The organism is Pseudomonas sp. TE24901, from assembly GCF_054058375.1.
The window spans coordinates 104,030-130,099 of the sequence record NZ_JBSSAF010000012.1 but is presented as its reverse complement, the minus strand read 5'-3'; the positions used below and the strand labels follow the sequence as shown (position 1 = coordinate 130,099).

27 protein-coding genes and 1 tRNA gene are annotated in these 26,070 nt (G+C 58.5%); 11 read left to right on the top strand and 17 right to left on the bottom strand.

The window, feature by feature from the left end; translation table 11 throughout:
- Window position 1: 1 nt before the first annotated feature.
- The 6 genes from ACVWVP_RS23340 to ACVWVP_RS23315 all read right to left on the bottom strand — a co-directional run bounded on the left by ACVWVP_RS23340 (window position 2) and on the right by ACVWVP_RS23315 (window position 5,172).
- Entirely contained in the window at window positions 2-847 is an 846-nt protein-coding gene (locus tag ACVWVP_RS23340) for an ABC transporter permease (protein ID WP_457408282.1), read from the bottom strand.
- Window positions 844-1,692, bottom strand: a complete 849-nt coding sequence (locus ACVWVP_RS23335) for an ABC transporter permease (protein WP_178924122.1) — start codon at window positions 1,690-1,692, stop codon at window positions 844-846. Before ACVWVP_RS23335 ends, ACVWVP_RS23340 begins: the two co-directional genes overlap by 4 nt.
- Window positions 1,689-2,801 carry a quaternary amine ABC transporter ATP-binding protein gene (locus ACVWVP_RS23330; protein ID WP_457408279.1) on the bottom strand — a complete coding sequence of 371 codons (1,113 nt, stop codon included), beginning with the start codon at window positions 2,799-2,801 and terminating at the stop codon, window positions 1,689-1,691. The genes ACVWVP_RS23335 and ACVWVP_RS23330 overlap by 4 nt, the downstream gene beginning before the upstream one ends.
- A gap of 89 nt (window positions 2,802-2,890) precedes the next feature.
- Window positions 2,891-3,739 (bottom strand): glycine betaine ABC transporter substrate-binding protein, encoded by an 849-nt coding sequence (locus tag ACVWVP_RS23325; protein WP_178924118.1) that lies wholly within the window; start codon window positions 3,737-3,739, stop codon window positions 2,891-2,893.
- A gap of 353 nt (window positions 3,740-4,092) precedes the next feature.
- Complete coding sequence (locus ACVWVP_RS23320; RefSeq protein WP_259174499.1) at window positions 4,093-4,521, bottom strand: tetratricopeptide repeat protein; 429 nt, start codon at window positions 4,519-4,521, stop codon at window positions 4,093-4,095.
- A gap of 48 nt (window positions 4,522-4,569) precedes the next feature.
- Complete coding sequence (locus ACVWVP_RS23315) at window positions 4,570-5,172, bottom strand: TetR/AcrR family transcriptional regulator (RefSeq protein WP_457408276.1); 603 nt, start codon at window positions 5,170-5,172, stop codon at window positions 4,570-4,572.
- Between the two features lie 102 nt (window positions 5,173-5,274).
- On the opposite strand from ACVWVP_RS23315, the gene ACVWVP_RS23310 reads away from it, so the two are divergent.
- From ACVWVP_RS23310 to ACVWVP_RS23280, 7 genes are all read left to right on the top strand, one after another.
- Entirely contained in the window at window positions 5,275-6,015 is a 741-nt protein-coding gene (locus ACVWVP_RS23310) for an SDR family NAD(P)-dependent oxidoreductase (RefSeq protein ID WP_457408274.1), read from the top strand.
- A gap of 374 nt (window positions 6,016-6,389) precedes the next feature.
- Window positions 6,390-6,539, top strand: coding sequence for a hypothetical protein (locus tag ACVWVP_RS23305; protein ID WP_178924110.1), 150 nt, complete (start codon window positions 6,390-6,392; stop codon window positions 6,537-6,539).
- 88 nt (window positions 6,540-6,627) lie between these two features.
- Window positions 6,628-6,954 (top strand): helix-turn-helix domain-containing protein, encoded by a 327-nt coding sequence (locus ACVWVP_RS23300; RefSeq protein ID WP_457408272.1) that lies wholly within the window; start codon window positions 6,628-6,630, stop codon window positions 6,952-6,954.
- Between the two features lie 77 nt (window positions 6,955-7,031).
- The gene (locus ACVWVP_RS23295; protein ID WP_457408271.1) at window positions 7,032-7,556 is read left to right on the top strand and encodes a winged helix-turn-helix transcriptional regulator; all 525 of its coding nucleotides are present in this window, start codon (window positions 7,032-7,034) and stop codon (window positions 7,554-7,556) included.
- Between the two features lie 22 nt (window positions 7,557-7,578).
- Complete coding sequence (locus ACVWVP_RS23290; protein ID WP_457408269.1) at window positions 7,579-8,688, top strand: HlyD family secretion protein; 1,110 nt, start codon at window positions 7,579-7,581, stop codon at window positions 8,686-8,688.
- The gene (locus ACVWVP_RS23285) at window positions 8,685-10,250 is read left to right on the top strand and encodes a DHA2 family efflux MFS transporter permease subunit (RefSeq protein WP_457408266.1); all 1,566 of its coding nucleotides are present in this window, start codon (window positions 8,685-8,687) and stop codon (window positions 10,248-10,250) included. The genes ACVWVP_RS23290 and ACVWVP_RS23285 overlap by 4 nt, the downstream gene beginning before the upstream one ends.
- A gap of 93 nt (window positions 10,251-10,343) precedes the next feature.
- On the top strand, window positions 10,344-10,805 hold the full coding sequence (locus ACVWVP_RS23280; protein ID WP_457408265.1) for a PaaI family thioesterase: 462 nt from the start codon (window positions 10,344-10,346) through the stop codon (window positions 10,803-10,805).
- A gap of 89 nt (window positions 10,806-10,894) precedes the next feature.
- Here ACVWVP_RS23280 and ACVWVP_RS23275 read toward each other — a convergent pair whose 3' ends face one another.
- Window positions 10,895-11,737 (bottom strand): SDR family oxidoreductase, encoded by an 843-nt coding sequence (locus tag ACVWVP_RS23275; RefSeq protein ID WP_457408262.1) that lies wholly within the window; start codon window positions 11,735-11,737, stop codon window positions 10,895-10,897.
- A 124-nt stretch (window positions 11,738-11,861) separates the two neighbouring features.
- Here ACVWVP_RS23275 and ACVWVP_RS23270 point away from each other — a divergent pair, with 124 nt between their 5' ends.
- Window positions 11,862-12,827, top strand: coding sequence for an AraC family transcriptional regulator (locus tag ACVWVP_RS23270; RefSeq protein ID WP_256732923.1), 966 nt, complete (start codon window positions 11,862-11,864; stop codon window positions 12,825-12,827).
- A gap of 98 nt (window positions 12,828-12,925) precedes the next feature.
- Here the strand turns inward: ACVWVP_RS23270 and ACVWVP_RS23265 are convergent, their stop codons facing one another.
- The 7 genes from ACVWVP_RS23265 to ACVWVP_RS23235 all read right to left on the bottom strand — a co-directional run bounded on the left by ACVWVP_RS23265 (window position 12,926) and on the right by ACVWVP_RS23235 (window position 20,143).
- Window positions 12,926-13,255: a hypothetical protein gene (locus ACVWVP_RS23265; RefSeq protein ID WP_178924099.1), complete on the bottom strand. Its 330-nt coding sequence runs from the start codon at window positions 13,253-13,255 to the stop codon at window positions 12,926-12,928.
- Window positions 13,256-13,276: 21 nt separating this feature from the next.
- Entirely contained in the window at window positions 13,277-14,623 is a 1,347-nt protein-coding gene (locus ACVWVP_RS23260) for a dihydroorotase (protein WP_457408259.1), read from the bottom strand.
- A complete protein-coding gene (locus ACVWVP_RS23255) occupies window positions 14,620-15,876 on the bottom strand; it encodes an allantoate amidohydrolase (RefSeq protein WP_457408257.1) in 1,257 nt (418 codons plus the stop codon). Before ACVWVP_RS23255 ends, ACVWVP_RS23260 begins: the two co-directional genes overlap by 4 nt.
- Window positions 15,873-16,808, bottom strand: a complete 936-nt coding sequence (locus tag ACVWVP_RS23250; protein ID WP_178924093.1) for a dihydroorotate dehydrogenase — start codon at window positions 16,806-16,808, stop codon at window positions 15,873-15,875. The genes ACVWVP_RS23255 and ACVWVP_RS23250 overlap by 4 nt, the downstream gene beginning before the upstream one ends.
- Window positions 16,805-17,638, bottom strand: a complete 834-nt coding sequence (locus ACVWVP_RS23245; protein ID WP_259174487.1) for a dihydroorotate dehydrogenase electron transfer subunit — start codon at window positions 17,636-17,638, stop codon at window positions 16,805-16,807. The genes ACVWVP_RS23250 and ACVWVP_RS23245 overlap by 4 nt, the downstream gene beginning before the upstream one ends.
- Before the next feature lie 196 nt (window positions 17,639-17,834).
- Window positions 17,835-19,097 (bottom strand): MFS transporter, encoded by a 1,263-nt coding sequence (locus ACVWVP_RS23240; protein WP_457408253.1) that lies wholly within the window; start codon window positions 19,095-19,097, stop codon window positions 17,835-17,837.
- Between the two features lie 185 nt (window positions 19,098-19,282).
- On the bottom strand, window positions 19,283-20,143 hold the full coding sequence (locus ACVWVP_RS23235; protein ID WP_457408251.1) for a hypothetical protein: 861 nt from the start codon (window positions 20,141-20,143) through the stop codon (window positions 19,283-19,285).
- Window positions 20,144-20,491: 348 nt separating this feature from the next.
- Between ACVWVP_RS23235 and ACVWVP_RS23230 the strand changes: the two genes are divergently transcribed.
- From ACVWVP_RS23230 to ACVWVP_RS23220, 3 genes are all read left to right on the top strand, one after another.
- Window positions 20,492-21,367: a helix-turn-helix domain-containing protein gene (locus tag ACVWVP_RS23230; protein WP_178924087.1), complete on the top strand. Its 876-nt coding sequence runs from the start codon at window positions 20,492-20,494 to the stop codon at window positions 21,365-21,367.
- A gap of 344 nt (window positions 21,368-21,711) precedes the next feature.
- Window positions 21,712-22,623 (top strand): hypothetical protein, encoded by a 912-nt coding sequence (locus tag ACVWVP_RS23225; protein ID WP_178922605.1) that lies wholly within the window; start codon window positions 21,712-21,714, stop codon window positions 22,621-22,623.
- A gap of 138 nt (window positions 22,624-22,761) precedes the next feature.
- Window positions 22,762-23,199 carry a T6SS immunity protein Tdi1 domain-containing protein gene (locus ACVWVP_RS23220; RefSeq protein WP_178922607.1) on the top strand — a complete coding sequence of 146 codons (438 nt, stop codon included), beginning with the start codon at window positions 22,762-22,764 and terminating at the stop codon, window positions 23,197-23,199.
- Between the two features lie 212 nt (window positions 23,200-23,411).
- Here the strand turns inward: ACVWVP_RS23220 and ACVWVP_RS23215 are convergent, their stop codons facing one another.
- The 3 genes from ACVWVP_RS23215 to pgsA form a co-directional block, all read right to left on the bottom strand.
- Complete coding sequence (locus ACVWVP_RS23215; protein ID WP_457408249.1) at window positions 23,412-25,115, bottom strand: tyrosine-type recombinase/integrase; 1,704 nt, start codon at window positions 25,113-25,115, stop codon at window positions 23,412-23,414.
- Window positions 25,116-25,351: 236 nt separating this feature from the next.
- Window positions 25,352-25,427 (bottom strand) — tRNA-Gly (locus ACVWVP_RS23210).
- A gap of 60 nt (window positions 25,428-25,487) precedes the next feature.
- On the bottom strand, window positions 25,488-26,048 hold the full coding sequence (gene pgsA / locus ACVWVP_RS23205; RefSeq protein ID WP_105700203.1) for a CDP-diacylglycerol--glycerol-3-phosphate 3-phosphatidyltransferase: 561 nt from the start codon (window positions 26,046-26,048) through the stop codon (window positions 25,488-25,490).
- Window positions 26,049-26,070 lie beyond the last annotated feature (22 nt).

Genomic DNA, 26,070 nt, shown 5'->3' with positions numbered 1-26,070 from the left:
CTCAGGCACGCCGAGCCTGGCGCTGCAACGCACCGCGTGACAGGCGATCGAGCAACAGCGCCACCGCCACGATCGCCAGGCCGGCGCGCAGGCCCAGGCCCATTTCCATGCGGGTCAGGCCGCGCGTCACTTCGGCGCCCAGCCCCCCTGCCCCCACCAACCCGGCCAGCACCACCATCGCCAGCGACAGCAGGATGCACTGATTGAGCCCGACCAACAGCGTGGGCGCGGCCGTGGGCAACTCGATCTTGAACAGGATGTGCCGAGGCGACGCACCCATGGCCTGGCCCAACTCCAGCAGGTCCTTGGGCAGTTGCTTGAAGGCCAGAGTGGTCAAGCGCAACATCGGTGGAATGCCATACACGATGGTGGCGATGATCGCCGGCACACGGCCCAGGCTGAACAGCATCACTGCCGGGATCAGGTACACCCACGGCGGCACGGTTTGCATGATGTTGAGGATCGGCAACAGCGCCGCGTCCACGCGCTTGACCCTTGCGGCAAGAATACCCAGGGGAAACGCGACGCTGACAGAAATCAGCACCGCCACCGAGACCAGTGCGATGGTCTGCATCGACGCCACCCACAGCCCGGCGAACAGGCAGAACGCCAACATCAGCCCGGCAAACAGTGCCACGCGCCACTTGACCAGGCCCCATGCCGCCAGCACCACCACGGCAATCAGCCCATACGCAGGCGGCGCGAGCAACACCGTTTCGATGGCGCCCAATGTGGCTTCGATGATCTTGCTGATGATCACGAACAGGCCGTGCAGGTTTGCGTTCAACCAATCGATGGCCGGTGCCAGGAATGCGCCCGGGGAAAAACGGAAGTCCGTCACGTTCATTGGCTGGCTCCCTTGCGCGCCTGGGCAGCAGCCTGCGCGAGGCGGTCGAGAATCATGGTAAGAATAACGATGGCCAGTGCGGCGTTGATCGACTTGGCGATATCCAAGGTGCGCACCGCGCCGTAGATGGTTTCGCCCAAGCCCCCGGAACCGACGATCCCGGCGATGACCACCATGCCGAACGCCATCATCAGGCTCTGGTTGACCCCGGCCATGATGCTGGGCATGGCGAACGGCAGGCGGATCTTGAAGAACATCTGCAGGCCGGTCACGCCGCTCGCGTCGCCGAGTTCGACGAACTCCTTGGGCGTCATGCGAATACCCAGCGAGGTCAGGCGCAAGGCCGGCGGCACCGCAACAATAAAGGTCGCCAGCAACGCGGTAGCGGGGCCGTACCCGAGCAAGGCGATGGCCGGCAGAAGGTAGATATAGGGTGGCAACGTTTGCACCAGGTCCAGGCACGGGTCGACCACGCGGTCGAACGCCGGCGTCAACCCGGCCAGCACGCCCAGCGGTATCGCCACCAGCAGTGCCAGCAAGGTGGCGGTGAGCACCAGGGCCAAGGTGCCGACGGTTTCCGGCCACAGGCCGATAAAACTGCACACCAGCAACGCCATCGCCGACAGCAGCGCAAACCGTGCACCCACCATGCGCCAGCCCAGCAGGCCGACCGCCAGGGCAATCACGTAGAACGGCGGCGCAGCGAGACACCACTGCACGGCCTTGAACACGCCAGTCAGCGCGGTATTGGCCCCCTCGAAAAACGCCTCGCCGTTGTCCTGCAGCCACATCAGGCCCGCGTCGACGGCCGCATCGAACTGCACCGAGAAATCCGGGACGCTCATGACGAAGTCTCCAACACGGGAGCCAGCGCCTGGGCGTCGTTGGGGATGCCCTGCACGCCGCGCAACAGGTCCTTGGCGGTGATCACGCCGACCACCACGCCGTGCTCGACCACAGCCAGGGGTTCAAGGTCGGCGTTCATGGTCAACCCGATCAGCGCATCGATATCCGTGTCGGGGGAGGTCTGGGGCAATCGAGAGAAATCGCACAGCGGGAACGCTCGTGTGTAGAGCGCAATCGGCGTCATCACCGAATGGGCCTTGACCAGGTGCAAGCGCGAGATGCCCGCGACGAATTCGGCGACGTAATCATCGGCCGGGTTCAGCACGATCTCTTCGGCGGTGCCGACCTGGATGATCACCCCGTCCTTCATGATGGCGATGCGATCACCGATGCGGATCGCCTCCTCCAGGTCGTGGGTGATGAACACCGCGGACTTGCCCAGTTCCTTGGTGAGTTGACGGAACTCGTCCTGCAACTGGCGACGGATCAACGGGTCGAGTGCGCTGAACGGCTCATCCATCAGGATAATCTCAGGGTCAGCAGTCAGCGCACGGGCCAGCCCGACACGCTGCTGCATGCCACCCGACAATTCGCTGGGGTAACGCGAGGCCCAGTCGGTCAAACCGACCTTGGCCAACGCACGCTCCGCCACCTTGTAGCGCTCAGCCTTGCCGACGCCCTGCACTTCCAGACCGAAGGCGGTGTTTTCCAACACCGTGCGGTTAGGCAGCAACGCCACGCTCTGGAACACCATGCCGATGTTTTTCGCCCGCACATCCCGCAACTGCACGGGCGATAGGGCAGACAGATCCTTACCCTTGACCAGCACCTTGCCGGCGCTGGGGGTGATCAATTTGTTCAGCAAGCGGATCAGGGTCGACTTGCCACTGCCGGACAAGCCCATGATGCAAAAAATCTCACCGCGGCGAACCTGCAGGCTGACATCCGACACCCCTACTACACAGCTGAAATCCTGCAACACCTGGGTCTTGCCGAGCCCCCTGCTGACCACCGCGTCCATCGCCGCCTTGGCATTCTGACCGAAGATTTTCCAGACCGACTGGCAATCCACGAGCACTTCGTTGGTGTCTATTTTGACCGTTGTCATCTTTGAGCCTATTGAACCAGTCGGGCTGGTTTTTCTAATGGATCAGAACGCGTTATCCGTACCTGGCAGTGGCAAAAAAAGGTCGATGCTTATTGTTTGATATTGGCCCAGCGCTTCATCAGGTCTGCGTGGTTGTCGGCCCAACCGGCGACCGCTTCATCCATGGTCTTGCCGTCCTTGACCACACCGTTGATGGCGGTGATATCGGCCAATGGCACGTACACGCTGGCGATGACTTCACGGGCATGGGGGTATTCGGCGGCAAAGCCTTTATGACCGATCCAGTAGTAAGCTTGGGGCGGCGCGAAGGAGCCTTTTGGGTCCTTGAGGAACTTGAGGTCGAACTTCTGGGCCATCCACGACGGCTCCCAGATCGTGACCGCGACCCATTCCTTGCGGTCGACCGCCGACTTGAGCGCGGCGGTCATGGCGGCGGTGCTGCCTTCGAGCAATTGCAGCTTGAGGCCATAGTCCTTGACGGCCTTGTTGGCGTCGCTCATCAAGCCCGAGCCGGGTTCGATGCCGACGATCTTGCCGCTGAACTTCTCGGCGTTGTCATTGAGTTGGTCCAGGGAATCGATGTCGACGTACTTGGGCACCGCGATTGCCTGATACAAGCCATAGGAAACCGGAGAGAGTTTTTCCAGGCGGTTCTTGTTCTTGTTCCAATAGTCCTGGGTGGCGTAGTCGGTCTGCGAGGCCAGTACCTGCACATCGCCTTTGGTCAACGCGGCATACGCGATGCCGATTTCGGAAAACTCGACGACCTTGACGGTGTAACCGGCATTCTCCAGGACCTTCTTGGTAATGCCGGTAATGGGGGTCAAGTCCTCCCAGGACATCGTTCCAACCGTGATGGTTTTTTCTTCTGCCTGCACCGGAAGAATCACCATCCCCATCAGTGCAACCGCACAAACCGTTTTCCAAAGTTTCTTCATGGCGTGCCTCGATCTCATTTTATTTGTAGTGTCGGACCTCTGGTTGCCAGAGGAAGGAGTGACGCGAAAACAAGGGGTTCAGCGCTGAAAAAGACTGCCGGGCGAAGCCAGACTGGCATGGGGGAAAGTGCGGGTCAATAGGATGTATTTTCTGTGTATACAAATAGAATTCACACAGAACACAAAATAAATAATATTTTTTCCACTTAAATCAGATAGTTACAGAGGTACGCCTCGACAGCAGCAGGTCGCTTACAGGAAAGTATCGGGTCGTTTTTGGAATGCCGTTGCGTGGCGAAGAAAGGGTGGTTGGAGGGGGCAGCCGCCAATGGGTAACAAGCGTTACCCAGTCGTCACAACGTTGCCCGGGCTTTTAAGAAACTTAAGTAGTGCGGACTTTCATTGGCAAAAATGTCTGCCCCAGCGCCCATGTAGGCCCGCATCAACTCGTCTGCCGCACGGTCCTCTTGCCCTTCATCGAGATAAACCTGCCCGAGCCGCAAGTGCAGAAAGGGGTTGCCAATGGCACCAGGACAGGTCATCGCATACTGCAACGCATCACGCGCAGAACCCTTGTAGCCCGACAGAAAACAGGCGTCGGCTATTGCCGCCAGAATCCAGGTTGACGCTTGCCAGTCGTTTTTTGGCTCAGGCACCAACTGCCACGCGGCGTTATATTCGGCTATTGCAGCCTCGTATTTTCCTTGTTCAGCCAACGCGTCACCCACGCGTGAATGATGTTTTATTTGCTCGTGCAGGGCGCTATCGAGTTCAGTGCTCATATCCAAATCCCTCTAGAAAATCACAGGACACCAGACCTACCCGTTGAGTCAGTCTTGACTACACACCGGCCAGACCGTCATCGCCATCCGCGCCACCTGCTGCAGACTTTCGCGGGAGGCCCCATCCCGAGCCTGCACCGACATGCCCTGCTGTACGCCAATGATGAACCTGGCGAAGGTCTGAACATCGGTGTCGGCAGGCAACTCTCTCTCGGCAACAGCCTCGGCGATTCGCTCTTCAAGTTTCATCACACCAGTTTGACGCAGATCCTGCACCCAGCAGCCAAGGGATTGCGGCCCTTCACTGCCGACGTTTGACAGGGTCACCATGCAGCCACCGGGCCGGCCTTTCAACGTGAGCACGTCGGCGGATTCCATCAGGAACTGCTCTACCGCCTCACGCACGGGTGAAACCTCATACACCGGCTTCCAGATCGACGGGGTGACGACCTCCCGATAGCGCGTCACCGCTTCGACGTACAGCGCCTCCTTGCTGGTGAACGCGGCGTACAGGCTGGGGGAGCCGATGTCCATGGCGCTGCACAGCTCTGAAATCGACGTTGCGCTGTAGCCTTTTTCCCAGAACAGCGTCATCGCGGCATCAAGCGCTTGATCACGGTCGAAATTGCGTGGACGACCTCGGGTAGACATGGATAACTCCTATTTCTGTATCGATCACCACAGTAATTGATTGACAGCCCTGGAACAACCTCAGCATATTTATATAACGATCAACACAGAAAGGCAGTTCACATGACCACTCTTAACGGAAAACGCGCCCTGGTAACGGGCGCAAGCCGTGGTATCGGCAAGGCGATTGCACTGGCACTGGCAGCAGAAGGTGCCGACGTGGTGATTACTTACGAGCGCTCGCGGGAAAAAGCTGAAGCCGTTGTGGCGCAGATCAAGGCGACCGGGCGCAACGCCTTCGCCTTGCAGGCCGACAGCGCCGACGCGCAAGCGGTGAAGAACTCGGTAGACCAGGCTGCAGAGGCGCTCGGCGGGTTGGACATACTGGTCAACAACGCCGGCATTTTTCAGTACGGCACGCTCGAAACCCTGGACTTGGCCACGCTGGACGCGGTGATCGACGTCAACATCAAGTCCGTCATCCTCGCCAGCCAGGCCGCGCTGGCGCACCTGCCGAACGGCGGTCGCATCATCAACCTGGGCAGTTGCCTGGCCGAGCAGGTTCCCGCAGCCGGCCTGAGCATTTACTCCATGAGCAAATCCGCACTGATCGCCTTCACCCAAGGCCTGGCCCGCGACCTGGGGCCGCGCGGCATCACCGTCAATATCGTCCACCCCGGCCCCACCGACACCGACATGAACCCCGCCGACAGCGAGAAAGCGGCTGCGAGCAAGGCCGGCATCGCGTTGGGCCATTACGGCACCAGCGAAGACGTTGCGGCGGCGGTCACCTTCCTTGCCAGCCCTGGCGCCAAGCAGATCACCGGTGCAGGTCTGCTGGTCGATGGTGGCGTGAACGCTTGAGGCGGATGCGCGCTGTGCATCAGAGGTTTCTACGAAAACAAAAAAAGACGCCAAAGCGTCTCCTTCCATAAATCGCAGGCAAAAAAAAGCCACTCGTTAGAGTGGCTTTTTTCGTAATGCTTGGAGCGGGAAACGAGGCTCAGACTCCCGCTCTATTTCCTTGAAATATCTATAGTTTTTTTAAAAATCAGCGGTTTCGATGTACGCAATTACGTACTCACTCTTTTAAGCTGGCAACCCCCCTCCCGATGGAGGCGCTGCACGCCCTACCAGCCTCGCGTGTCAGTCACGTCTGAGACGCTTGTGCGGTGTCGCCGACAGCCCGTTCTGAAAACGCAACACCAGGCGAAAAAGCCCAGGCCAGCTGCAGGCAAATGCGCTATGTAGTCACCCGTACCGACGCGTTCGGCCGCGACCTGTCAGACACCGACCGCGTGGCCACCCGCTGCCTGCTGCAAGCGTTGCAACGCCCTCGGCCAGAGCTGGCCCGCCAGCCCCAATCGGCCACGCCCGCCGAGGCCTAGGCAAAACCATTTACGTCCCGGTCACTTTACCTGCCCAATGCCGCTCACCAAGGATGGATCACGCAGGCGCACACAGGGACGTACCACGATGACGATCGGCGCACGCTTACGTGAAAAACGACTACGCCTGACACTGTCCAAGCGCGCCTTGGGGGAGGCCGGCGGCGTGGACACCAATGCCCAGCGGCACTACGAGGATGCCAGCCGGTCGCCCAAGGCCAACTACCTCGCTGCGATTGCTGCTGTTGGGGTGGATGTGCTGTATGTGCTGACGGGAGAACATCACCTCCCGCGACTGAGCCGCGACAATCTGGCCCAGTCTCACCACGACCTGTTGCGCTACCAACGCCAACTCAGACAGTTACAGCGCCGCTCAGAGGGACTTCTGCAGACGCTACATCAACGTAACAAATAATTTCTCAAGTGACTTTCATTATGAAAGCCACCATGCAATATTATGAATGTAATATTGTTCATTTGGTGCGGGTGATCATGATGAAGAAAGCCGGTTTTCAGTCCATGCCTTGTCCGGTCGCCCGTGCTCTGGAGCACATTGGTGATGGCTGGAGCCTGTTGATCCTGAGGGACGCGTTCTACGGATTGCGCCGCTTCGATGAATTTCTTGCCAGCCTCGGCATCGCTTCAAACACGCTGACCCGCCGCTTGAACACGTTGGTGGCCAACGGGTTGCTGGAGCGGCACTCGTACCAGAACAACCCGCCGCGCCATGAGTACCACCTCACCGAATCCGGCCGGGACCTGCGGCAAGTCATCCTCACGCTGATGGCCTGGGGTGCGCGGCATGCAGAGGGCTCGAACAAGGTGTTTCTCGCCGACGAAGCCACTGGGCGCCCCGTGGCACTGGGGTTAATGGACACCAACACTGGCAAACCCATCACCCGCGATGGCCACCGAGTGCATGTTGCCGACGATGCCGAGACGTTGACGCTATGGCGCGCGCGAACCGGCCGCGCCTATGCCGACAAAGATCAATTGGTCAGCCCCTTCCCCCACTAATTTTGAATGAGGTCATTTCGCCATGGACGCTCCAGTCAGCGCTGTGCCCGAACCCGCAAAACCATCCCGGCGCAAACAGGCAGTGCGGCTGGGTTTGCTGACCCTCGCTGTGGCGGGCGGCGTGTGGTACGCGAGCCACTGGTGGCTGGTCAGTCGATTTGTTGAAGACACCGACGATGCCTATGTGGGCGCGGATGTGACCGTGATCAGCGCCAAGGTGCCCGGCTATATCAGCGAAGTGACGGTGCTGGACAATCAGTTCGTGCATGCTGGCGACGTATTGGCGCGCATCGACGTGCTCGACTACCGCACCGCCCTGGCCAAGGCCGATGGCGCCGTGGCCGCGCAACAAGCCAGCCTGGCCAACCTGGATGCCACCGAACAACTGCAACTGGCGGTGATCAACCAGGCCAAGGCACAAATCGACGCCACGGACGCCGAGTCGCAACGGGCCGGCGATGATCAAGCGCGGTACCAGAACCTGGTGCGCAGCCAGGCTGTGTCGGTCGAAAGTGCACAACGGGTCAACGCGGTGTGGAAGACCGCCCGTGCCGACCACTCCCGGGCGCAAGCCGGGTTGATGGCCGCACGCCGGCAAATCGACGTGATTGAAACCCAGCGCGGCCAAGCGCGTGCGGCACTGCAACAGGCGCAAGCCGAACGCGACCAAGCCCAACTGAATATCGGCTACACCGAACTGCGAGCACCGGTGGACGGGTATGTGGGCAACCGCCGCGCCCGGGTCGGAGCCTACGCCGCGGCCGGCAGCCAACTGATCTCGGTGGTACCGGCAAAAGGGCTTTGGGTAGACGCCAACTTCAAGGAAGACCAGTTGGGGCGCCTGCAGATCGGGCAAAGCGTGAGTATCCGCGCCGACATCCTCCCCGGCCGTGAATTCCACGGGCACATCGAGAGTCTGGCTCCCGCCACCGGTGCGCAGTTCAGCGTGTTGCCGCCAGAGAATGCGACCGGCAACTTCACCAAAATCGTGCAACGCGTGCCGGTACGTGTGCGGCTCGACAGTAGCGACGCCGAATTCGGCGCCCTGCGCCCAGGCTTGTCGGTGATGGCCAAGGTCAACACCCAGGAGGTGTTCGACGACCAGGCCAGCGCACTCAAGGCCCAGCTATGAGCAGCCCGCTACCCACCCTCAGCACCGCGCAAAAGGTCGCGGCCTTCGCCACCATGTGCGTGGGCATGTTCATCGCCCTGATCGACACTCAGATCGTGTCCGCCTCGCTCAAGGACATCGGCGGCGGGCTGTCTGCCGGAGCGGACGATACGGCGTGGGTGCAGACCGCCTACCTGATCGCGGAAATCATCGTGATTCCCATGTCGGGCTGGCTCTCACGAGTGATGAGCACGCGCTGGCTGTTCGCGGCCTCGGCGGCGGGGTTTACCCTGACCAGCCTGCTCTGCGCGCTGGCCTGGAACATCCAGAGCATGATCGCGTTTCGCGCCTTGCAGGGGTTTCTGGGGGGCTCGATGATCCCGTTGGTGTTCACCACCGCGTTCATGTATTTCAACGGCAAGCAACGGGTGATCGCCGCGTCTACCATCGGCGCCATCGCGTCACTGGCGCCCACACTGGGCCCCGCAGTGGGTGGCTGGATCACCGATATTTCCTCCTGGCACTGGCTGTTCTACATCAACCTGCTGCCCGGCCTGTTTGTGACGTTTGCCGTGCCGATGCTGGTCAAGGTCGATCGCCCCACCCCATCATTGCTCAAGGGCGCCGACTACATCGGTATGGGCTTGATGGCGGTGTTTCTCGGCTGCCTGGAATACACGCTCGAAGAAGGCCCGCGCTGGAACTGGTTCAGTGACAGCACCATCGCCACCACTGCCTGGATCACCGCCATCAGCGGCGGCCTGTTTATCTGGCGCTGCCTAGAAATCAAGGAGCCGATTGTCGACCTGCGCGCTCTGCGGGACCGAAACTTCGCCCTGGGCTGCCTGTTTTCGTTCATAACCGGCATCGGCATTTTCGCCACCATCTACCTCACGCCGCTGTTTCTTGGCCGAGTGCGTGGGTATGGCTCGCTGGATATCGGCCTTGCAGTGTTTTCCACGGGGGTGTTCCAGTTGCTGGCCATCCCGGTGTACGCAGTGCTGGCCAGCCGTTTCGACTTACGCTGGATCCTGATGTTCGGCTTATCGCTGTTCGCCCTGTCGATGTGGGACTTCTCCCCCATCACCCACGACTGGGGCGCCAAGGAGCTGCTGTTGCCGCAAGCCATACGCGGGTTCGCCCAACAAATAACCGTGCCACCCGTGGTGACCCTGACCCTCGGTGCACTGGCCCCCGACCGACTGAAGCTTGCCTCAGGGCTGTTCAACCTGATGCGCAACCTCGGCGGCGCCATCGGCATCGCCGCTTGCGCTACGGTGCTCAACGACCGCACCAACCTGCATTTCCTTCGCCTGGCCGAGCACCTGAACATCCAGAACGAATCCATGAATGTCTGGCTTGACCAGCTTTCGGGTAACGCTCAGTTGCTTGGGCAAAACAGCCTGGATGCGAGCCAGTTTGCACTGCATCAACTGTGGGCGCTGACATGGCGTGAGGCGCAGACGCTGACCTATGCCGACGCGTTCCTGATGATCATGGCGTGCTTTGTTGTCGCGGTGTTGCTGGTGCCGTTGATGCACAAGGTGCAGCCACCGAAGCAGCCGTCCGCGAATGCCCATTGAGTTTAAACGACAGGAGCCGCCACGCATCAGGCGCTCAGTAACGTTGCATCGTCCGGCCAGCGAGAACGCTGCGGCCCAACTGGAGAAATAACAGTGAATCTAGTCAATGATGTTGCACCCGGCCTATCCGGACTTGAAACCCTCCAAGCTTTGATTTCAGCCGGGGGACGACCGCCGATTGGCGATTCGCTCGACTTCACGTTTGTCGAGGCAGGTGACGGGTGGGCGGTCTTTACAGGCACGCCCGGCCTGCATGCTTACAACCCGATCGGCACGGTCCACGGCGGGTATGCTGCAACGCTGCTCGACTCGGCATGCGGGTGCGCCGTTCACTCAACGCTTTCAGCCACCCAGGCCTACACAACCCTTGAACTGAAAGTTTCATACTTGCGCCCCATTACCACTGAGACAGGCCCGCTGCGCGCAGAGGGCCGTGTTATCTCGGTCGGCCGGCGGGCGGCGTTTGCCGAGGCTACCTTGAAGGGCCCCGACGAACGCATCTACGCAAGCGCTACCTCCACGTTGCTGGTGATGGATCGCCCACAAAAAGCATGATGATCGGGCACTGGTCGCGGTGGCGAATGCTGAACTTCATGATCGCAACCCTGATCGACATCCGGCTCCGCAAAGACGCTCCCGAAAAATCATGCGCTGGCCAGGACGTCCGTCGAAGCAGCGAGATCCTTCTGAGCCGCAACCGCCGCTAACCGATCAGTCAACGCCTTGAAGAGGATGCCCCAAGAGTCGGAGCCTAGAACAATCCGTTTCGGTGCAGGTTCGTGATCGACACTGGCGAGGATTATTTCCGACATCTTCGCCGGGTCTCCGACAGGCTGGCGCGAGGTATCTTTGATCATCACATGCACCATCCCGGCCGGAGTATCCTGGTAAGCAGCTAGAGGCTTACCGAGCTGTGCCCCCCCGAAACGGAAATTGGTGCGTGCGCTGCCGGGCTCGATAATCGTGACGCCAATGTTGAAGGGTGCAAGCTCGATGGACAAAGAATCCAGAAAACCCTCCAGCCCCCATTTGCTTGCGTGATAAAGCGAGCCACCGGGCAGCACTGCCTGCCCGCCGAACGTCGAAAGGCCGATGATTCGGCCACCCCCTTGCGCACGCAAGTGAGGCAAGGCCGCGCGAATCAACATGATTGGACCAATCAGGTTTGTCGCCAGTTGATGGTTGACCTGTTCGTCACTCAGCTCTTCCGCTGCGCCAAACAAGCCATAGCCTGCATTGCTGACAATGACATCGATCTTGCCAAGCGCACCGAAAGCGTTGCTCACCACTTGTTGGATGCCGACGGTGTCCGTCATATCCAAGTGGGTGAGCCACAGTTGATCGCCATACTTGGCCTTGAGATCGCTCAGTGCTTCCATCTTGCGCGTGGTACCTGCCACCCGATCACCGCGGGCGAGCAATTGCTCTGTCATGACCCGGCCGAAACCGCTGTTGACGCCAGTAATAAACCAAGTGCGCTGTGTCATGGGTGCCCTTTTAGACGAGTAGTCGTTCAATGAGTCGGCCCATCGCAATCATCGCGAAGGGCGTGTTGTCCGGTGGCTCTCCCCCGGTACATCTGCAAGATAACGCTGTCACACCAGATTATTAATGCTTGATCCTCTGCATTACTTGCGTCATCGTCTGAGCATGCACAGCGACCCCCTTTCAGAGTTCCTGCATTTCGTGAACGCGCGATCCGTCATGTCCGGCGGACTGGTGGCAGGCGGTGCCTGGGCGATAGCCATCCCAGCGCCGGACACGATCAAGTTCTGGGGGGTGGCTCGCGGCAGCTGCTGGCTCTCGTTCGATGACGAAGCGACACCCATCCTGCTGGAGGAAGGTGATGTGTTTCTCTCTTCGAGGCCTCGCTCGCTCACCCTCGCCAGCGACCTTGGCGCACCGCGAGTGGACCTCGGCGATGTGATCAAGAATCGCGTAGGCGCAACGGTCCAGCTTGGCAGTGGTGATGACTGCTATGTGATCGTTGCAGGTGTGGAACTTAGCTCTGACTACGATCGCCTGTTTCTGGACGCCATCCCGACAACCATTCACGTGCGAGGCACGTCGCGTCAGGCACTAAAACTTTCCTGGTTGATGGATGAACTTATCCAGGAGCGCGAAGACAATTCACCGGGCTCTGGCGTTGCCTCTGCACAGCTTGCCCACCTGATGTTCATCCAGACCCTGCGCGCTCATTTTGCTACCGAAGCCCCCCTGAGCCCGGGGTGGCTGAGGGCAGTGACCGACAAGCGTATTGCGCCGGCGCTTCGATTGATGCACGGCGATCCCGGCTATCCCTGGCAACTCGAAACATTGGCGAAGGCAGCCGCCATGTCGCGAGCGACGTTCGCATTGCACTTCAAAACGGTCGCCGGCGTCGCGCCAATGAGCTACCTGACCCACTGGCGCATGCGACTCGCAGAGCGTGCGTTGCGCGAGACGCGTGCCTCCATCGGGGAAATTGGACGGTCTTTCGGTTATACATCCGAAAGTGCCTTCAGCAGCGCCTTCAAGCGCGTCACCGGCCGGTACCCTCTACATTTTCGACGACTAATGACGCAACAACAGGCTTGACCTTGAGTTCTGGGCCAAAGCGCCCTCGAGCCCTAGCAGGTGAGTGATGAGAGCCAGGTCAATCACCTGGCCCTCAGACAGGCACGCGTCGCAAAACCTTAAACCAACCCCCTCTTACCCGCATACGCGACCACCACTTGATTCAACGCAGCACTCAGCGTGCGTTCATCCGCACTGCCTAGCGCCACTTCAAGGCTGTCCATGTAGCCCAGCAGTTGGGACTTCACCTGATGGGCGAACTCCGGACTCACCTCCTGATCCTCATAAAACAGCACGTAGGCACGACAAAATTCGCCGATCACAAAACACATCGCCGCCTGCTCGGGAACATTACGGATGATCTGCTCGCACTGCACGCGCACGCGCTTGAAGGCGTCGGTGCCTGGCAGTGCCTGGCGGAACTCTTGGACCGCGGTTGAGAAATTCATTGGGAAACTCCTTGAACGTGACTAACGATCGAATGACAGGCGTTGGCCATGGCTTTGCGGCGCGATTTCACGGCCATCCCAGACCCGCTGCCCGTTGACGAACGTGCCGACGATACTCGATGAGAAGGTACTGCCTTCGAACGGACTCCAGCCACATTTGGACAACACCTCAGCGCGCTGCACCGTATACGGCTGGCGGGGATCGACTAAGACCAAGTCCGCGGCAAACCCTTCACGCAGGAATCCGCGAGCGGCTACGTCGAACAGTTGCGCCGGGGCATGACAGACCGCCTCGACTACGCGTTCCAGCGTCAATTCACCCGCGAATACCCGCTCCAACGCCACTTGCAGGGCGAACTGCACCAGCGGCACGCCGGAGGGTGCTTTCTGGTAAAGGTTGTTTTTCTCTTCCAGTAAATGCGGTGCGTGGTCGGTGGCCAACACGTCGATGCGTCCTTCGGACAGTGCCTGGACAATCGCCCGTCGATCGCGCTCGGACTTGACTGCCGGGTTGCATTTGAGCCGCATCCCCAAGCGCTGATAGTCGCTGTCGTTGAAGTGCAAAAAATGCACGCAGGTTTCAGCCGTAATGCGCTTATTCGCCAGTGGACCGGGTTCGAACAGGTCCAGTTCTTCAGCGGTGGAAATGTGCAGCACATGCAGGCGTGCGTTGTGTTTGCGAGCCAGAGCAATGGCCAGGCGGCTTGACTTGATGCACGCCTCGCGGGAGCGAATCAACGGATGCAAACCTGCGGGGATACCCTCCCCGTAAGTGCCCAGGGCTTTTTGCAAGTTGTCTTCGATCATCGGCGAGTCTTCGCAGTGCGTGATGATCATCACAGGCGAGTCGCGGAAGATGCCGTTCAACACTTCAGGATCGTCTACCAGCATGTTGCCAGTGGACGCGCCCATGAACACTTTGACGCCCGGTGTGCTCTTGGGATCGATGGCGCGGATGGCCTCCAAGTTATCGTTGCTTGCGCCCATGTAGAACGCATAGTTGACCACCGACGATTGCGCAGCGATCGCATATTTGGCTTCCAGGGAATCGCGATCCAGCGCCGGCGGCCGGGTATTCGGCATTTCCATGAAGCTGGTGATGCCGCCCGCCGCGCAAGCCCGGGATTCGCTGGCGATATCGGCCTTGTGGGTCATGCCCGGCTCGCGAAAGTGCACCTGATCGTCGATCATGCCCGGCAGCAGCCACAGCCCGGTGGCGTCGATCACTTCGTCCTCTGCGCGCGGCTCGATCGTCGGCGCAATCTGCGCGATCAAACCGTTCTCGATGCGCAGGTCGCTGCAAAAGCGCTGGCCTTCGTTGACCAGCGTGGCATGGCGAATCAGCCAGGATTGAGATGAACGGGTCATAGCGTCAGCTCCTGCAGGGTGTGGTAAAGCACTTCGCTGGCCTCGATGAAATCGTCCAGCTCCATCGCCTCAAAAGGGTTGTGCGAACCGTGCTGATTACGGATGAAGAGCATGGCGCTGGGGATTCCGGCGTTGGCGAAAACCGCAGCGTCATGCCCCGCACCACTCGGTGTCAGGACCCCTTCCCATCCGTGCTCGCGGGTCATGCGCGCCAAGGCGTCGACCCACGGTTTATGCATGGCCGCCGGCTGCGTATCGATACGTTTGTCGAATTCGAAGCGCACCTGGCGTTGGCCCTCTATCTGGCGAATTTCGGCCAGGATCAAGGCGTGGAAGGCTTCCAGCGTAGGTTGATGCAGGCTGCGGATTTCCAGGCTGAAGCTGACTTCGCCAGGGATCCGCGAGACCGCGTGATGGGCAGCGTTGGTGCCCAGGGTGCCGACCGTGACCACCAGATCGCGGCCGTTCTCCAGCCATTCGCCCCACAATCGATCAATGCGCGCGACCAGTTCGCTGACCGCAAACACCGAGTCGTGACGGTCCTCCCGGGACACCGCACCCGAGTGGCCGTCCTCGCCCAGACACCGCACCAGGTTGTGCCGCAGGTTGCCGCGAATACCGGGCACGACGCCGATGGCCTGGCCCATTTTCTCCAGGGACTCGGCCTGCTCGATGTGCACTTCCAGGTAGCCGGCGAACTGTTCGCGCTCGATCAGCCATTGCCGGCTGCGAATCGCGTCGAGATCGGCACCCACCGCCTGCATGGCCTCGCCGAGGGTCCGTTTACTGAAGCGATTGGTCAGCGTCAAATCGGCGACTGTCAGCCCGCCCATCAATGCCCGCGAGCCCATATAGGATTTGCCGAACCAGGCGCTCTCCTCACCCCGCAGGCCCAGCACCCGGGTGGGTCGTGGGGTTTGTACTTGCAACTGATCGAGGCGGCACAGGCACAACAGTCCGGCAACAACCCCGGCCAGGCCATCGTAGTTGCCGCCCTGTGGCACCGAATCCAAGTGCGAACCGATCCAGATCGCCGGTTGGCCATCGTCATCGGCACGCTGGTAAATCACGTTGCCGGCGCGGTCTGCGTGGACGTGTAAACCATTGTCGAGGGCGAATTGCGACAGGTAGGCAATCGCAGCGTTTTCCCCGGCGCCATAGCTTTCGCGAGTGATGCCGATTTCCGGGTCACGGGAAATTTCGGCAATTTCACTGAAGACCCGCTGCGCCTGGTGTTTCCAGAGGGTGCTCATGGCAGTGCTCCAAACGCGGCAGCCGGGGAATCATCGAGGCTGCCGATCAGTGAGCTCAAGCGGTTGATGCCTTTGCGCCGACAGAACACTTCCAGCTCATTGACCATCAGGTTCATGGTCTTGGGGTGGATGAACGTCGCGGTGCCAACCTGCACCGCCGTGGCGCCGGCGTAAATGAATTCCAACGCGTCATCGGCGGTGGCGATGCCGCCGCAACCAATTACCGGAATCTGCAAGGCCTTGGCGCATTGGTAGGTCAAACGCACCATCAATGGCTTGATCATCGCGCCGGAGATCCCGCCCATGAAATTGCCCAGGCGTGCCCTGCCCTTTTCGATGTCGATCGACAGCCCAAGCAAGGTGTTGCCGACGACCACCGCATCCGCGCCTTCGTCCTGGGCCCCAAGCGCAATATCGACGATCTCACCGCTGTTGGGGGTTAGCTTGACCCACAGCGGCAGCGAGGTGTTGGCGCGCATCAGCTTAACCACTTGCCGCGTGCTGTCGGCGTGCATGCCGAACGACTCACCGTGGGCTTCTAGGTTGGGGCAGGAAATATTCGCTTCAATGCCGGCAATGCCCGGTACATCGCTCAGGCGCGCGGCCAGCTCGGCAAAACCCTGGGCGGTTGGCGCGGAAATACTGACGATCAGCGGCGAATCGAAATCCCGATAAAACGGCACTACCTTATCGATGAACAGGTCCGCGCCTTTGCTCGGAATACCGATGGCATTCATCATGCCGTCCGCCAGTTCACAGACCCGGGGCATCGGGTTGCCCGTGCGTTTTTCGCTGGTGATAGTCTTAGTCACCAAGGCGCCCAGACCGTTGAAATCCAGCAGATGGGTCAACTCCTCGGCGAAGGTGCCCGAGGCCGGCATCACCGGGTTCTTCAGGCGCAGACCGCCAATGTTTACGCTTAGATCGATCATTCCAGCACCTCCGCCAGGTCGAACACCGGGCCTTCCAGACACACACGCTTGCCGATTTTCAAACCATCGACTTCAAACACATCGACGCAGCACTGGCACATGCCCAGGCCACAGACCATTTGCTGTTCCAGGGCGACTTGCCCGGCCAGCCCCAATTCGCCCGACAAGCGCTTGAGCAAACGGGTCAGGCGTTTGGAGCCACAGGTGAACAATGCGTTGCTGCCTTCGCGGGCAATCACCTCGCGCAACACGGATTCAATGTTTTCCAGGGAGCTGCTGCCATCCTCATCCAGGACGGCGATGACGTCAGCGCCCAGTGAGGCGAAACGCTCCCGGGACAGCAGGCTCTTTTCACTGCGGGCGCTGAGCACGGCGGTCAACTTGATGCCCAATGCGTGAGCCGCTTCGGCGAGTGGCGCCAAGGTCGCGAGGCCGACACCACGGGCCACGATGGTCATGTGCCGCCACTGCGGGTCGAGGTCGAAGCCCTTGCCCAACGGGCCGAGGATTTCCAGGGTTTGTCGTTCGGTCAGCGTTTCCAGGCCGAAGGTGCCCTTGCCCGTGACCTTGTACAGAAACTCGACCTGGCCACTCACCGGGCTGGCTTTATAGGTGCTCATCGGGCGGCGAAAAAAGGGTTTGTGCTCGCCTTCGCTGGGGCACAACAGGTTGAAAAATTGCCCTGGCTGCGAATGGCACGCCGCGCCATCGGCCTGCAGGACCAGGCGTTTGTATTCGTCGTTGACCCATTCGTTGGACAGCACCACCGCCAAGGTATCGTTCGGCGGGGTGACAGCGATGACCTTGCAGCAGCTGGAAATCCCGATCATTTTGAAAGCCCTCAATGTTTCTGTCTAATTTTTGATACAGGCGAGTCAAAAGAGAAGCGACGCCGCCCGTGTATCCGGCAGCGTCGTGGTTTTCTACTTCATTTAGACCTTGACTCTACGACATCAAAAAACACTTGTCTAATTATTGATACAGCATATGCACTACTTTTTTGGCATTACCACGCCGACTGACGCCTTACTTGGGTTGTGCTTCGAGGGGACTCGCCAACGGTACTTCACCGCTGTCGCCCTGGCTGCGCGGCAACAGGAACAGCGTGGCGGCCATGGCCAGCAGGTAAATCGACGCCAACAACATGATCGCCGCCGAGAACGAATACGCCAGGGCAATGGCGCCCACCACCAGCGGCCCGAAACCACCGACACCGCGTCCGACGTTAAACAGGACGTTCTGGGCCGTGGCCCGAACCTGGGACGGATAGAGATCGGAGATCAACGCACCGTAGCCGCCAATCATGCCATTGACGAAGATGCCCATCACCACGCCGGCAAACAGCATGCTGATCGGGTCCGTCAGGTTGGCGTAGATCAGCACCATGACCGCGGCGCTCGCCTGGTACAGCAAAAAGATCCGCCAGCGACCGAAGCGGTCGGCCAGTTGGCCGAACAACCAAATGCCGAAGGCCATCCCCACCACCGTCGCCGCGGTCCACGTGCCGGACGCGGTCAGCGTGAAACCGAACTGACGCGACAGGTAACTGGGCATCCAGATCATGATTCCGTAGTAACCGAAGTTCTGCACTGAAGTCAGCACCATCACGCCGATGCTTGCCTTGGCAGTCGGCACATCCTTGAACAGTTGGCCGAAGCGCTGCGTAAAAGAAATCGGATTGACCGAAGCCTTGATGAACTCTTCTGGCTCACCCATGGTGTGGCGAATCACGAAGGACAGCAGCGCCGGTACCAGCCCGACCAGGAACATCCCGCGCCAACCGATTTGCGGTAACAACAATGGCGTCAACAGTGCAGCCGCCAATACCCCAGCCTGCCAGCCCATGCCGACGTAGGAAGAAGCGCGATTGCGTTTGTTGGCGGGCCAGGTCTCGGCGATCAGCGCCATGCCAATGCCGAACTCACCACCCAGGCCAAACCCGGCGAGGGTGCGGTAGGTCAGCAAACCCCAGTACCCCTGGGCCAACGCACATAAACCGGTAAACACGGAAAACACCAGGATGCACACGCTGAGCATCTTGACCCGGCCGTAGCAGTCGCTGAGCTGGCCGAACACCAGGCCACCGGCCACGGCGCCGAGCAAGGTCCAGGTCACCAGCGAACCGGCTTCGGAGGTGGTCAGCCCCAGGCCGAGGGTGATGGCTGGCAACATGAAACCGAGGATCAACAGGTCGAATCCGTCCATGGCATAACCGGTCACGCTGGCGATCAACGCCTTGCGCGGTGATGCGTCCGCCTTGGCGGTGCTTGAGTCGTTGTGAGTCTTCACACTCTTTACCTCTTATTGTTATCACGGGTTGAGGTGGTCGCCGTGATTCGGCTTCACCACCTGACTCATCCCTGGAAGGAAACAGCGCCGTCCTTATCGCCTGGGCGATGGGCTGAGTCTACGAGCAAATGAGACAGCCTGTCTAATTATTGATACAGCACAGGCGAAAAATAACGATCTCCGGTCTACAGATGCCACTCCAGATTGATGGATAACGCATCGACGTCCGTGCCTGGCCCCTTCTCGTTGCCGAATTTGTTGCGCCAGTACTCGTAACCCGGACCAACCCAAAACACGTTTTTCTCGCCCCAGACCATCTGGCCGACATCCAGCATCAACGAAGTGCGCATCAGTTGCTCGGCGCCGGTGGGCTTGTTTTGGTAGTCGTCGCCCTTCTTGCTGCTGAAGGTGTAGTAACCCTGGAACTTGAGCGGCAGCGGGCCCGCCGTGAATGGCACGCCCCAGGTGAGATTGAACTGGAAGAACGGGTCGAACAGCAGGTCAGTGTGGTTGCCCGGTTTGCTGCACACGTCCAGGCCACAGTGGTTCCACTCCCGGGCGTAGAGCACGCTGGCATCGAGGAAACCGGCGGGCAAAGCAAACTTGAGCGTCGGGCCGAGCACCAACAAGCGCTTTTCCGAGGCGAACTCGTTGTTCTTGGTGTTGTAGTCGAACCCGGCAGTCAGCGCGACGTCCTTGACCGGGCCGAATGCCAGCGGCTTGTCGAAGAACTTGCCGTACTGCAGTTGGTTGCGATACGTCAGGTAAAACTCAGTGGCGCCGGTGCCGCCGCCCTTGGCCGGATCGTTGCGATCGGACTTGAACACGTCCAAATTGATGAAGTTCTGACCCAGCCGGTAGCTGCTGACATGAGTGATTTGCAGGATGTTCTTGGCCACATCCTTGGTTTTGCCCGGGTCGGTGTAGTGATCGCTGTAGCGATAGCCGATCAAGGTGTCGCTGAACCCCGGCGCAGCCAGTGCGCAAGGTGCCAGGACGGCCAGTGACAGCGCCACCAGCGCAGTTGCAACAGGTGAATGTCCCATCGTGTGTTCCTTATTTTTATAGATTTCAGGGCATAAGAGATCGCGCCGCCCTGGTCGGGAGCGACCGGATACAACAGCGTTTGATCAATATCGGAGGACGTGATTGTTGCCCGTCATCCCGTAGACAAGCTCGGCACGGGGATTCGGAGTGGTATATACATGGACATAGCCGCACCATTTTTGTATTTTTTAGACGACAGAATATCTTTCGTCTAAATATTGATACAGCGAAGTCACAACGAGGTCAACCATTTCCTCGATCGAGTCGCCTCAACGGTGTGCGTTCTCGACTCTGGAAAGAATGGAGCAACACTCTTCACCCCACAGACACAGTGTTTCGGAGTTGCAGTGAACCAAATCGACTACCAGGCCATCGGTGAACGCCTTCGGGCCTACCGCATCGGTCGCCAATTGAACGCCGATCAGGTGGCCGAAAAACTCGATATCTCCCGGGCGGCGGTGTATCGCCTGGAGCTGGGCAAGATCGTCAAGCTCGAGACCCTGGAGCGCCTCGCGCAGTTGCTCAAGGTTTCATTGACCAGCTTGCTGGGCTCCGACACCGAATATTTCGACAATGCCCTGGGTTACTTCGAACGCATGCGCCAACTGGAAGCGCGTTCAATCAGCATCCAGTCGTACTTCGATCCCTTCTCCTATCTCCTGACGTCGCCCGCCTACACCGAGTTGTTCAAGACCATGCTCGACGAAGCCCGGCCGAAGGACTTCACCGCCAGCCAAGAGGCGATGCAAACGCAGATTCTGGAGATTCTCAACGAACGGAAAGCGATATTTTCCAAGCAGAAATTCGAAGTGCAATCGATCATCAGCCTGCGCCAGATCGAACGCTACCTGCACATCGGCCTGGTCGGGCGCCTCGACTTGCCACCGAGCGTAAGAATGGAACGGTCGCTCCTGGCCCGGCGCGAAATCGAAAACCTGATCGACAAAATCGGCAGCGAAGGCTCGCGGTTCACCATCTACCTGATCGACGAAACCCTGCCCAGCGCGACATTCCAGATCTTCGAGCAAGCCCACACCAGCTACGTCGCGGTCAGCCCCTATCGCCTCGGCGAACTGCCGAACATCCATACCGGCATCGCCACGGTGACTTCCTCCCCCGAAGCAGTGGCCATGTACAAATCCATGACCCGTGGGTTGCTTGAACGTGCGCATTCGGGTGAGGCGGCGAGAGATGAACTGAGCAAGTTGCTGGCGAAACTCTGAGCTGGCTCTCTATTTTCCAATTTTGGCCAAGCAGGCTCGGCGCCTGGGTGTGTGAGATGGCAGCACCAAACTGTTGACGGAAGCAGTCGGTAAACGCCTCAGGGGATGGTCGTTGGCCTTTCCAGCGTTTGATTTTTTTCTGCCTGATACTACCGTCAGCCTGGGGTCGTTAACGGGGGGTTACGAGCGGCAGCTCTCGGCCAAGAGCAGCCAGTCAGTTGTTTCTGCGAGAACAGGGGCAATTTAATGCTCACTAGATACTTGCTCAAGCTATGAGTGATCGCGTCGACACCCTACGGGACAGCTATAAAAGGCTAGTATTCCCACCGCACAGATGTGAGCTTATGAAAACAGTTATTTCCTCGCTTGAGTCCACCGCTGAAAGCCTTTTGAAGCTAACCGGTGCTGCACTTAAGTTAAGTATCGCCTTAGGTAGTGCCTGCGTTATCATTTATGCATTACGGGTTGGTCACTTCCCCCAAGGTCTGACCTTAGGGGACGGACTATTGTTCATGCTAGCCGCGAGTTGTTTTGGTGTTGTATACGCCATGTTTGTCGGCTGCCTAGTCTCGCTTGGTATTGTTTTTTCTATTGTGATACGACCAACTTTCAACTTCGCATTAAAGCGTATACAGGCAAAAACCAATACGAAGAAAGAACTGGCATATGAAATGGCGCTGTTTCATTGGATGGCCATTCCTTTCGCTCTTGTGGCTATGGTGCTGATATGGGTATTTGGACAACGTGACATAGCGGCCTACTGGAATTTGCCGCTGCTCTCGATAGCGCTCTACATCTTTTATTCCATAGCGAAGTCAGCAGGAACCCAGTACCGCCGGCATGAGCGGTTGCTTAATTCTGTGATCGTCACTCCCGAGAAAGACGAATTACAGATTTCTGGAAAGGCCGGAAAACAAAAAAATGCTTATTTGGTGAGCATCACCGTTGTCATGCTGATGCCGTTAGCGATAGGCGGTGTATCAGGTCTACTCATGGATGGCGCGATGCGTATGGCACAGGTTCGCATTGAGCACGCCGCTGTGTATGTGAAAGCACCTTATAGCGCTCTAATGCCTGATGCGCTGGTAGCCAAAGAAGCCAAGGCCCCAGAAGGCTACAAGGCTTATGCCGGTGTGACCGTGCAATTCAAGGGCTTTGGTAATACGACCGTTATTGCCTTCAAGGATGGCGGGCTTCAGCGCCAGTTGGATGTTCCAAATGATCAAATCATCGTGGAGAGTAAGACGGGGGAGTGAATCATCCCTAGTTTAGTGGGCAGGCAGAATGGCCTGCTCTCGGCCAGAAGCAGTCACCCAAAAATGACGTAATCTACCTAGAAGATGCACAAAAAAGAACAATGACAGCCGTATTGGAATACATTAGGACAGGTGCCCATGGACTTGATTGAAGAAATTGAAAAAGCGTGGAGCTGGGTAGGAATCAAGCCCGTAGAAGTGGTAGGTGACAATGATTTTGGCAACCTCATTATCAAAGACGCCGAAGGTAGCTATTGGCGGCTGTGTCCTGAAGAACTCTATTGCAATAGAGTCGCAAATGATCGCATGGAACTGGATGCCCTCTCTCAAAACCAGGATTTTCTGTACGACTGGTACATGGAGGCATTGGTAAAACAAGCAAGAGATAAACTCGGCCTGCTTCGTCCTGGGTACAAGTACTGCCTGAAAATTCCTGCCGTGTTAGGTGGCCAGTATGAAGAGAGCAACCTAGCGACGATTTCACTTCACGAACAGGTGGCAATTTCAGGACACCTGGCCAAGGAACTCGGCGAGTTGCCAGATGGCGCAAAAATCCGTCTTGATATATCAAAATAGAGCCCCTCTCATAGCACTTCATCCATGTCCCTTCTCAAGACATATTGGGGCGCAGGAAATTGGTCGTCTGCTATTGGCCGATAGCAGCCCATTCAGACAGTGCCGTTATCACTGTTCTCTAATCCAGTTTACTGTTGCTGTGATAGAAATGCGTAAGGCTCGAAACCGCTGCCCTCCCCCCAAAAAAGTTGGGTGAACAGCCAAACATGCTGTCAGGCAAAGGCAAGTCGCTTCGAGATAACCCAGTAGGCATCCCAGGGCGCCTCCACTGCCATCAGCACCCTCTGCGTTTGCACTAACCAAGGCGCGTCGAGCTGCCAATCCGGTAGCCGCAATCCTCGATTCCCCAAACTAATAGCCAATAACCGCCCTTCCTTGATATCCCGACTCACCTGCTCCCGAGACTTACCCGCCAATCGCGCAAACTCTGGCACTGTCAAATTGGTAGGTGCTTCATATGCTGCCAGCATTGCAAGACGTTGCCGTTGTATCTCCGAAACAGGCGCCGCCATCACATTCCTCTCTGGCATCACTGCAACCGCATCGACACCTTCAACCACGTGAGCAGCCCTTTTCGGCTTAGACTCCACCTCATATATCAACGAGGCGGCATCTGCTGCCACTGCTCCAGCGACTGACACCGCCCCCTCCAACCGAATCGTCAGCAGCGAACTCGCTGCGTCATGCTTTCCCTGAGCCCAAAGGTCTAACCGATTGGCCCAGTCCTGCATCATGGTCCGCCGCTGTTCCACATATCGGGCATGGTTATAGGTCGCACTCACCTGATCCGGATCAGCATGAGAAAGCTGCGCGTCAATCCAATTCTTGGGGTACCCGATCTCGTGCAGCGCAGTAGAAATTGTGGCGCGCATACCATGGCCCGTTAACTGATCAGCCAAACCCATTCGATGCAGGGCATTGTTCAATGTGTTTTCGCTGATGCGTAGCTGCAGGTTGCTGCGATGTGAGAAAAGAAAACGCTGTGCAGGTAAGACCTGATCGAGCATATAGCGCACGATTTCCAGCGCCTGCACCGAAAGCGGAACGATGTACGGCGGCACCTGACCACCAGCCCTACCCGGCTTGCGCATCTGCACCTGGAGCTGTTTGACGACCTCCGGTGGAATCACCCACAGCTGCTTTTCCAGGTCGAACTGATCAGGCGTGGCATAACGTAACTCGCCTGTTCGCACGCCGGTCAACAGCAGCAAACGCAGCCCCAATTTTGTCTGTAGGTGACCACCGTAATTGCGAATCCTCGACAGCAGTTCCGGCAGTTGCTCCATCCGCAAAAATGGGTTGTTCGTCACCGGTGGCTTGGGTAGCGCCACCACATCCAGGTCCGAAGCCGGGTTCACTTCGAGCCCTTCGACTTTTACCAAAGCATAACGAAACAGCTGGTTGAACCAGGTGCGACATTTCTCGGCCATTGTGAGGGCGTTGCGCTGTTCGATGGCACTGAGGGCACCCATCAGGTCGTGACGGGTAATGCCTTTGATGGGGCGCTCGCCCAAGATGTCTTTTTTAAAGACCCTGAGGATTTGCGAGAGTGTGCTTTGCCGCCCTTTTTTCAGGCTCAACCGCCAGAAGCTGACCCACTCGTTGTACACCGCTTCAAAGGTTTGCTTTTCAGCAACTTCAGCCGCATGCCGCTGCTGCTTGCGGTGTTCACAGGGGTTGATGTTGTCCGCCAGTAACCGCCGTGCGTCATCGCGCCGAGAGCGTGCTTGCTTGAGGCTGACCTCAGGGTAGGCACCAAAGGACATGCGCTGCTGACGCCCCTCCCAGTAATAGCGAAACAGCCACAGCTTACTGCCCGCCTTGGTAACCCAAAGGGATAGGCCGTCAAAGTCGCCGAGGGTATAGTTTTTACCGGTGATTCGGGCATGCCGAATGGTGAATTCCGAGAGTGGCATGGTGAGCTCCTGTGAGAGAGTCAGCACCAGATGCTCGTCTGGAGACCCGAGGGGAGCCAGTCAAAATACGAACTCGAACGAGCCCGTAATGTTGTACTTAATCCTGTACTTGTTCGTACTGGACTACCCTGAGTCTCAATGGTTTTTGCAGAAACAAAAAAAGACGCCGACGCGTCTATTCCATAAATCGCAGGCAAAAAAAAGCCACTCGTTAGAGTGGCTTTTTTCGTAATGCTTGGAGCGGGAAACGAGACTCGAACTCGCGACCCCGACCTTGGCAAGGTCGTGCTCTACCAACTGAGCTATTCCCGCTTGGTGATGCGCATTCTATAGAAATCTCAGAACTCGTCAACCGCTTGATTCAAAAAAGTTTTATTTCTTTTCCACGGTGGTGCGCAAGTGAGGCCAGGCAGCGCGCAGATATTGGAGCATGGACCACAGTGTCAGGCCGGCAGCGATCAGCAGCAGTGCGTAGCCAATCAGGACCCAGAAGGAGAAGTCTGACGGGTTGGCCAGCAGGATCACCAAGGCCAGCATTTGCGCAGCGGTTTTCCACTTGCCCAGGTTGGACACGGCCACGTGGGCGCGGGCGCCGATTTCGGCCATCCATTCGCGCAGGGCCGAGACGACGATCTCGCGGCCGATGATCACGGCAGCCGGCAGGGTCAGCCACAGGTTGCCGTGTTCCTGCACCAGCAACACCAGGGCGACAGCGACCATGAGCTTGTCGGCCACCGGATCCAGGAACGCGCCGAAGGGCGTGCTCTGCTCCAGGCGGCGGGCCAGGTAGCCGTCGAGCCAATCGGTCGCGGCGGCAAATGCGAAGACCGAACTGGAGGCGGCATAGCTCCATTCGTAAGGCAAATAGAACAGCAAAATGAAAATCGGAATAAGCAGGACGCGTAGAACGGTGATCAGATTAGGGATATTCATCGGCACAACTGGCTACGAGGTG

What these genes read in the sequence shown, in the direction of transcription:
- ACVWVP_RS23260 (WP_457408259.1), bottom strand. Translation starts at nt 14,623, where the DNA reads ATGACCCGTTCATCTCAATCCTGGCTGATTCGCCATGCCACGCTGGTC.
- ACVWVP_RS23270 (WP_256732923.1), top strand. Translation starts at nt 11,862, where the DNA reads ATGCTTGATCCTCTGCATTACTTGCGTCATCGTCTGAGCATGCACAGC.
- pgsA (WP_105700203.1), bottom strand. Translation starts at nt 26,048, where the DNA reads ATGAATATCCCTAATCTGATCACCGTTCTACGCGTCCTGCTTATTCCG.
- ACVWVP_RS23310 (WP_457408274.1), top strand. Translation starts at nt 5,275, where the DNA reads ATGACCACTCTTAACGGAAAACGCGCCCTGGTAACGGGCGCAAGCCGT.
- ACVWVP_RS23320 (WP_259174499.1), bottom strand. Translation starts at nt 4,521, where the DNA reads ATGAGCACTGAACTCGATAGCGCCCTGCACGAGCAAATAAAACATCAT.
- ACVWVP_RS23275 (WP_457408262.1), bottom strand. Translation starts at nt 11,737, where the DNA reads ATGACACAGCGCACTTGGTTTATTACTGGCGTCAACAGCGGTTTCGGC.
- ACVWVP_RS23340 (WP_457408282.1), bottom strand. Translation starts at nt 847, where the DNA reads ATGAACGTGACGGACTTCCGTTTTTCCCCGGGCGCATTCCTGGCACCG.
- ACVWVP_RS23295 (WP_457408271.1), top strand. Translation starts at nt 7,032, where the DNA reads ATGATGAAGAAAGCCGGTTTTCAGTCCATGCCTTGTCCGGTCGCCCGT.
- ACVWVP_RS23290 (WP_457408269.1), top strand. Translation starts at nt 7,579, where the DNA reads ATGGACGCTCCAGTCAGCGCTGTGCCCGAACCCGCAAAACCATCCCGG.
- ACVWVP_RS23335 (WP_178924122.1), bottom strand. Translation starts at nt 1,692, where the DNA reads ATGAGCGTCCCGGATTTCTCGGTGCAGTTCGATGCGGCCGTCGACGCG.
- ACVWVP_RS23225 (WP_178922605.1), top strand. Translation starts at nt 21,712, where the DNA reads ATGAAAACAGTTATTTCCTCGCTTGAGTCCACCGCTGAAAGCCTTTTG.
- ACVWVP_RS23235 (WP_457408251.1), bottom strand. Translation starts at nt 20,143, where the DNA reads ATGGGACATTCACCTGTTGCAACTGCGCTGGTGGCGCTGTCACTGGCC.
- ACVWVP_RS23330 (WP_457408279.1), bottom strand. Translation starts at nt 2,801, where the DNA reads ATGACAACGGTCAAAATAGACACCAACGAAGTGCTCGTGGATTGCCAG.
- ACVWVP_RS23325 (WP_178924118.1), bottom strand. Translation starts at nt 3,739, where the DNA reads ATGAAGAAACTTTGGAAAACGGTTTGTGCGGTTGCACTGATGGGGATG.
- ACVWVP_RS23265 (WP_178924099.1), bottom strand. Translation starts at nt 13,255, where the DNA reads ATGAATTTCTCAACCGCGGTCCAAGAGTTCCGCCAGGCACTGCCAGGC.
- ACVWVP_RS23255 (WP_457408257.1), bottom strand. Translation starts at nt 15,876, where the DNA reads ATGAGCACCCTCTGGAAACACCAGGCGCAGCGGGTCTTCAGTGAAATT.
- ACVWVP_RS23215 (WP_457408249.1), bottom strand. Translation starts at nt 25,115, where the DNA reads ATGCCACTCTCGGAATTCACCATTCGGCATGCCCGAATCACCGGTAAA.
- ACVWVP_RS23315 (WP_457408276.1), bottom strand. Translation starts at nt 5,172, where the DNA reads ATGTCTACCCGAGGTCGTCCACGCAATTTCGACCGTGATCAAGCGCTT.
- ACVWVP_RS23305 (WP_178924110.1), top strand. Translation starts at nt 6,390, where the DNA reads ATGCGCTATGTAGTCACCCGTACCGACGCGTTCGGCCGCGACCTGTCA.
- ACVWVP_RS23285 (WP_457408266.1), top strand. Translation starts at nt 8,685, where the DNA reads ATGAGCAGCCCGCTACCCACCCTCAGCACCGCGCAAAAGGTCGCGGCC.
- ACVWVP_RS23300 (WP_457408272.1), top strand. Translation starts at nt 6,628, where the DNA reads ATGACGATCGGCGCACGCTTACGTGAAAAACGACTACGCCTGACACTG.
- ACVWVP_RS23245 (WP_259174487.1), bottom strand. Translation starts at nt 17,638, where the DNA reads ATGATCGGGATTTCCAGCTGCTGCAAGGTCATCGCTGTCACCCCGCCG.
- ACVWVP_RS23220 (WP_178922607.1), top strand. Translation starts at nt 22,762, where the DNA reads ATGGACTTGATTGAAGAAATTGAAAAAGCGTGGAGCTGGGTAGGAATC.
- ACVWVP_RS23250 (WP_178924093.1), bottom strand. Translation starts at nt 16,808, where the DNA reads ATGATCGATCTAAGCGTAAACATTGGCGGTCTGCGCCTGAAGAACCCG.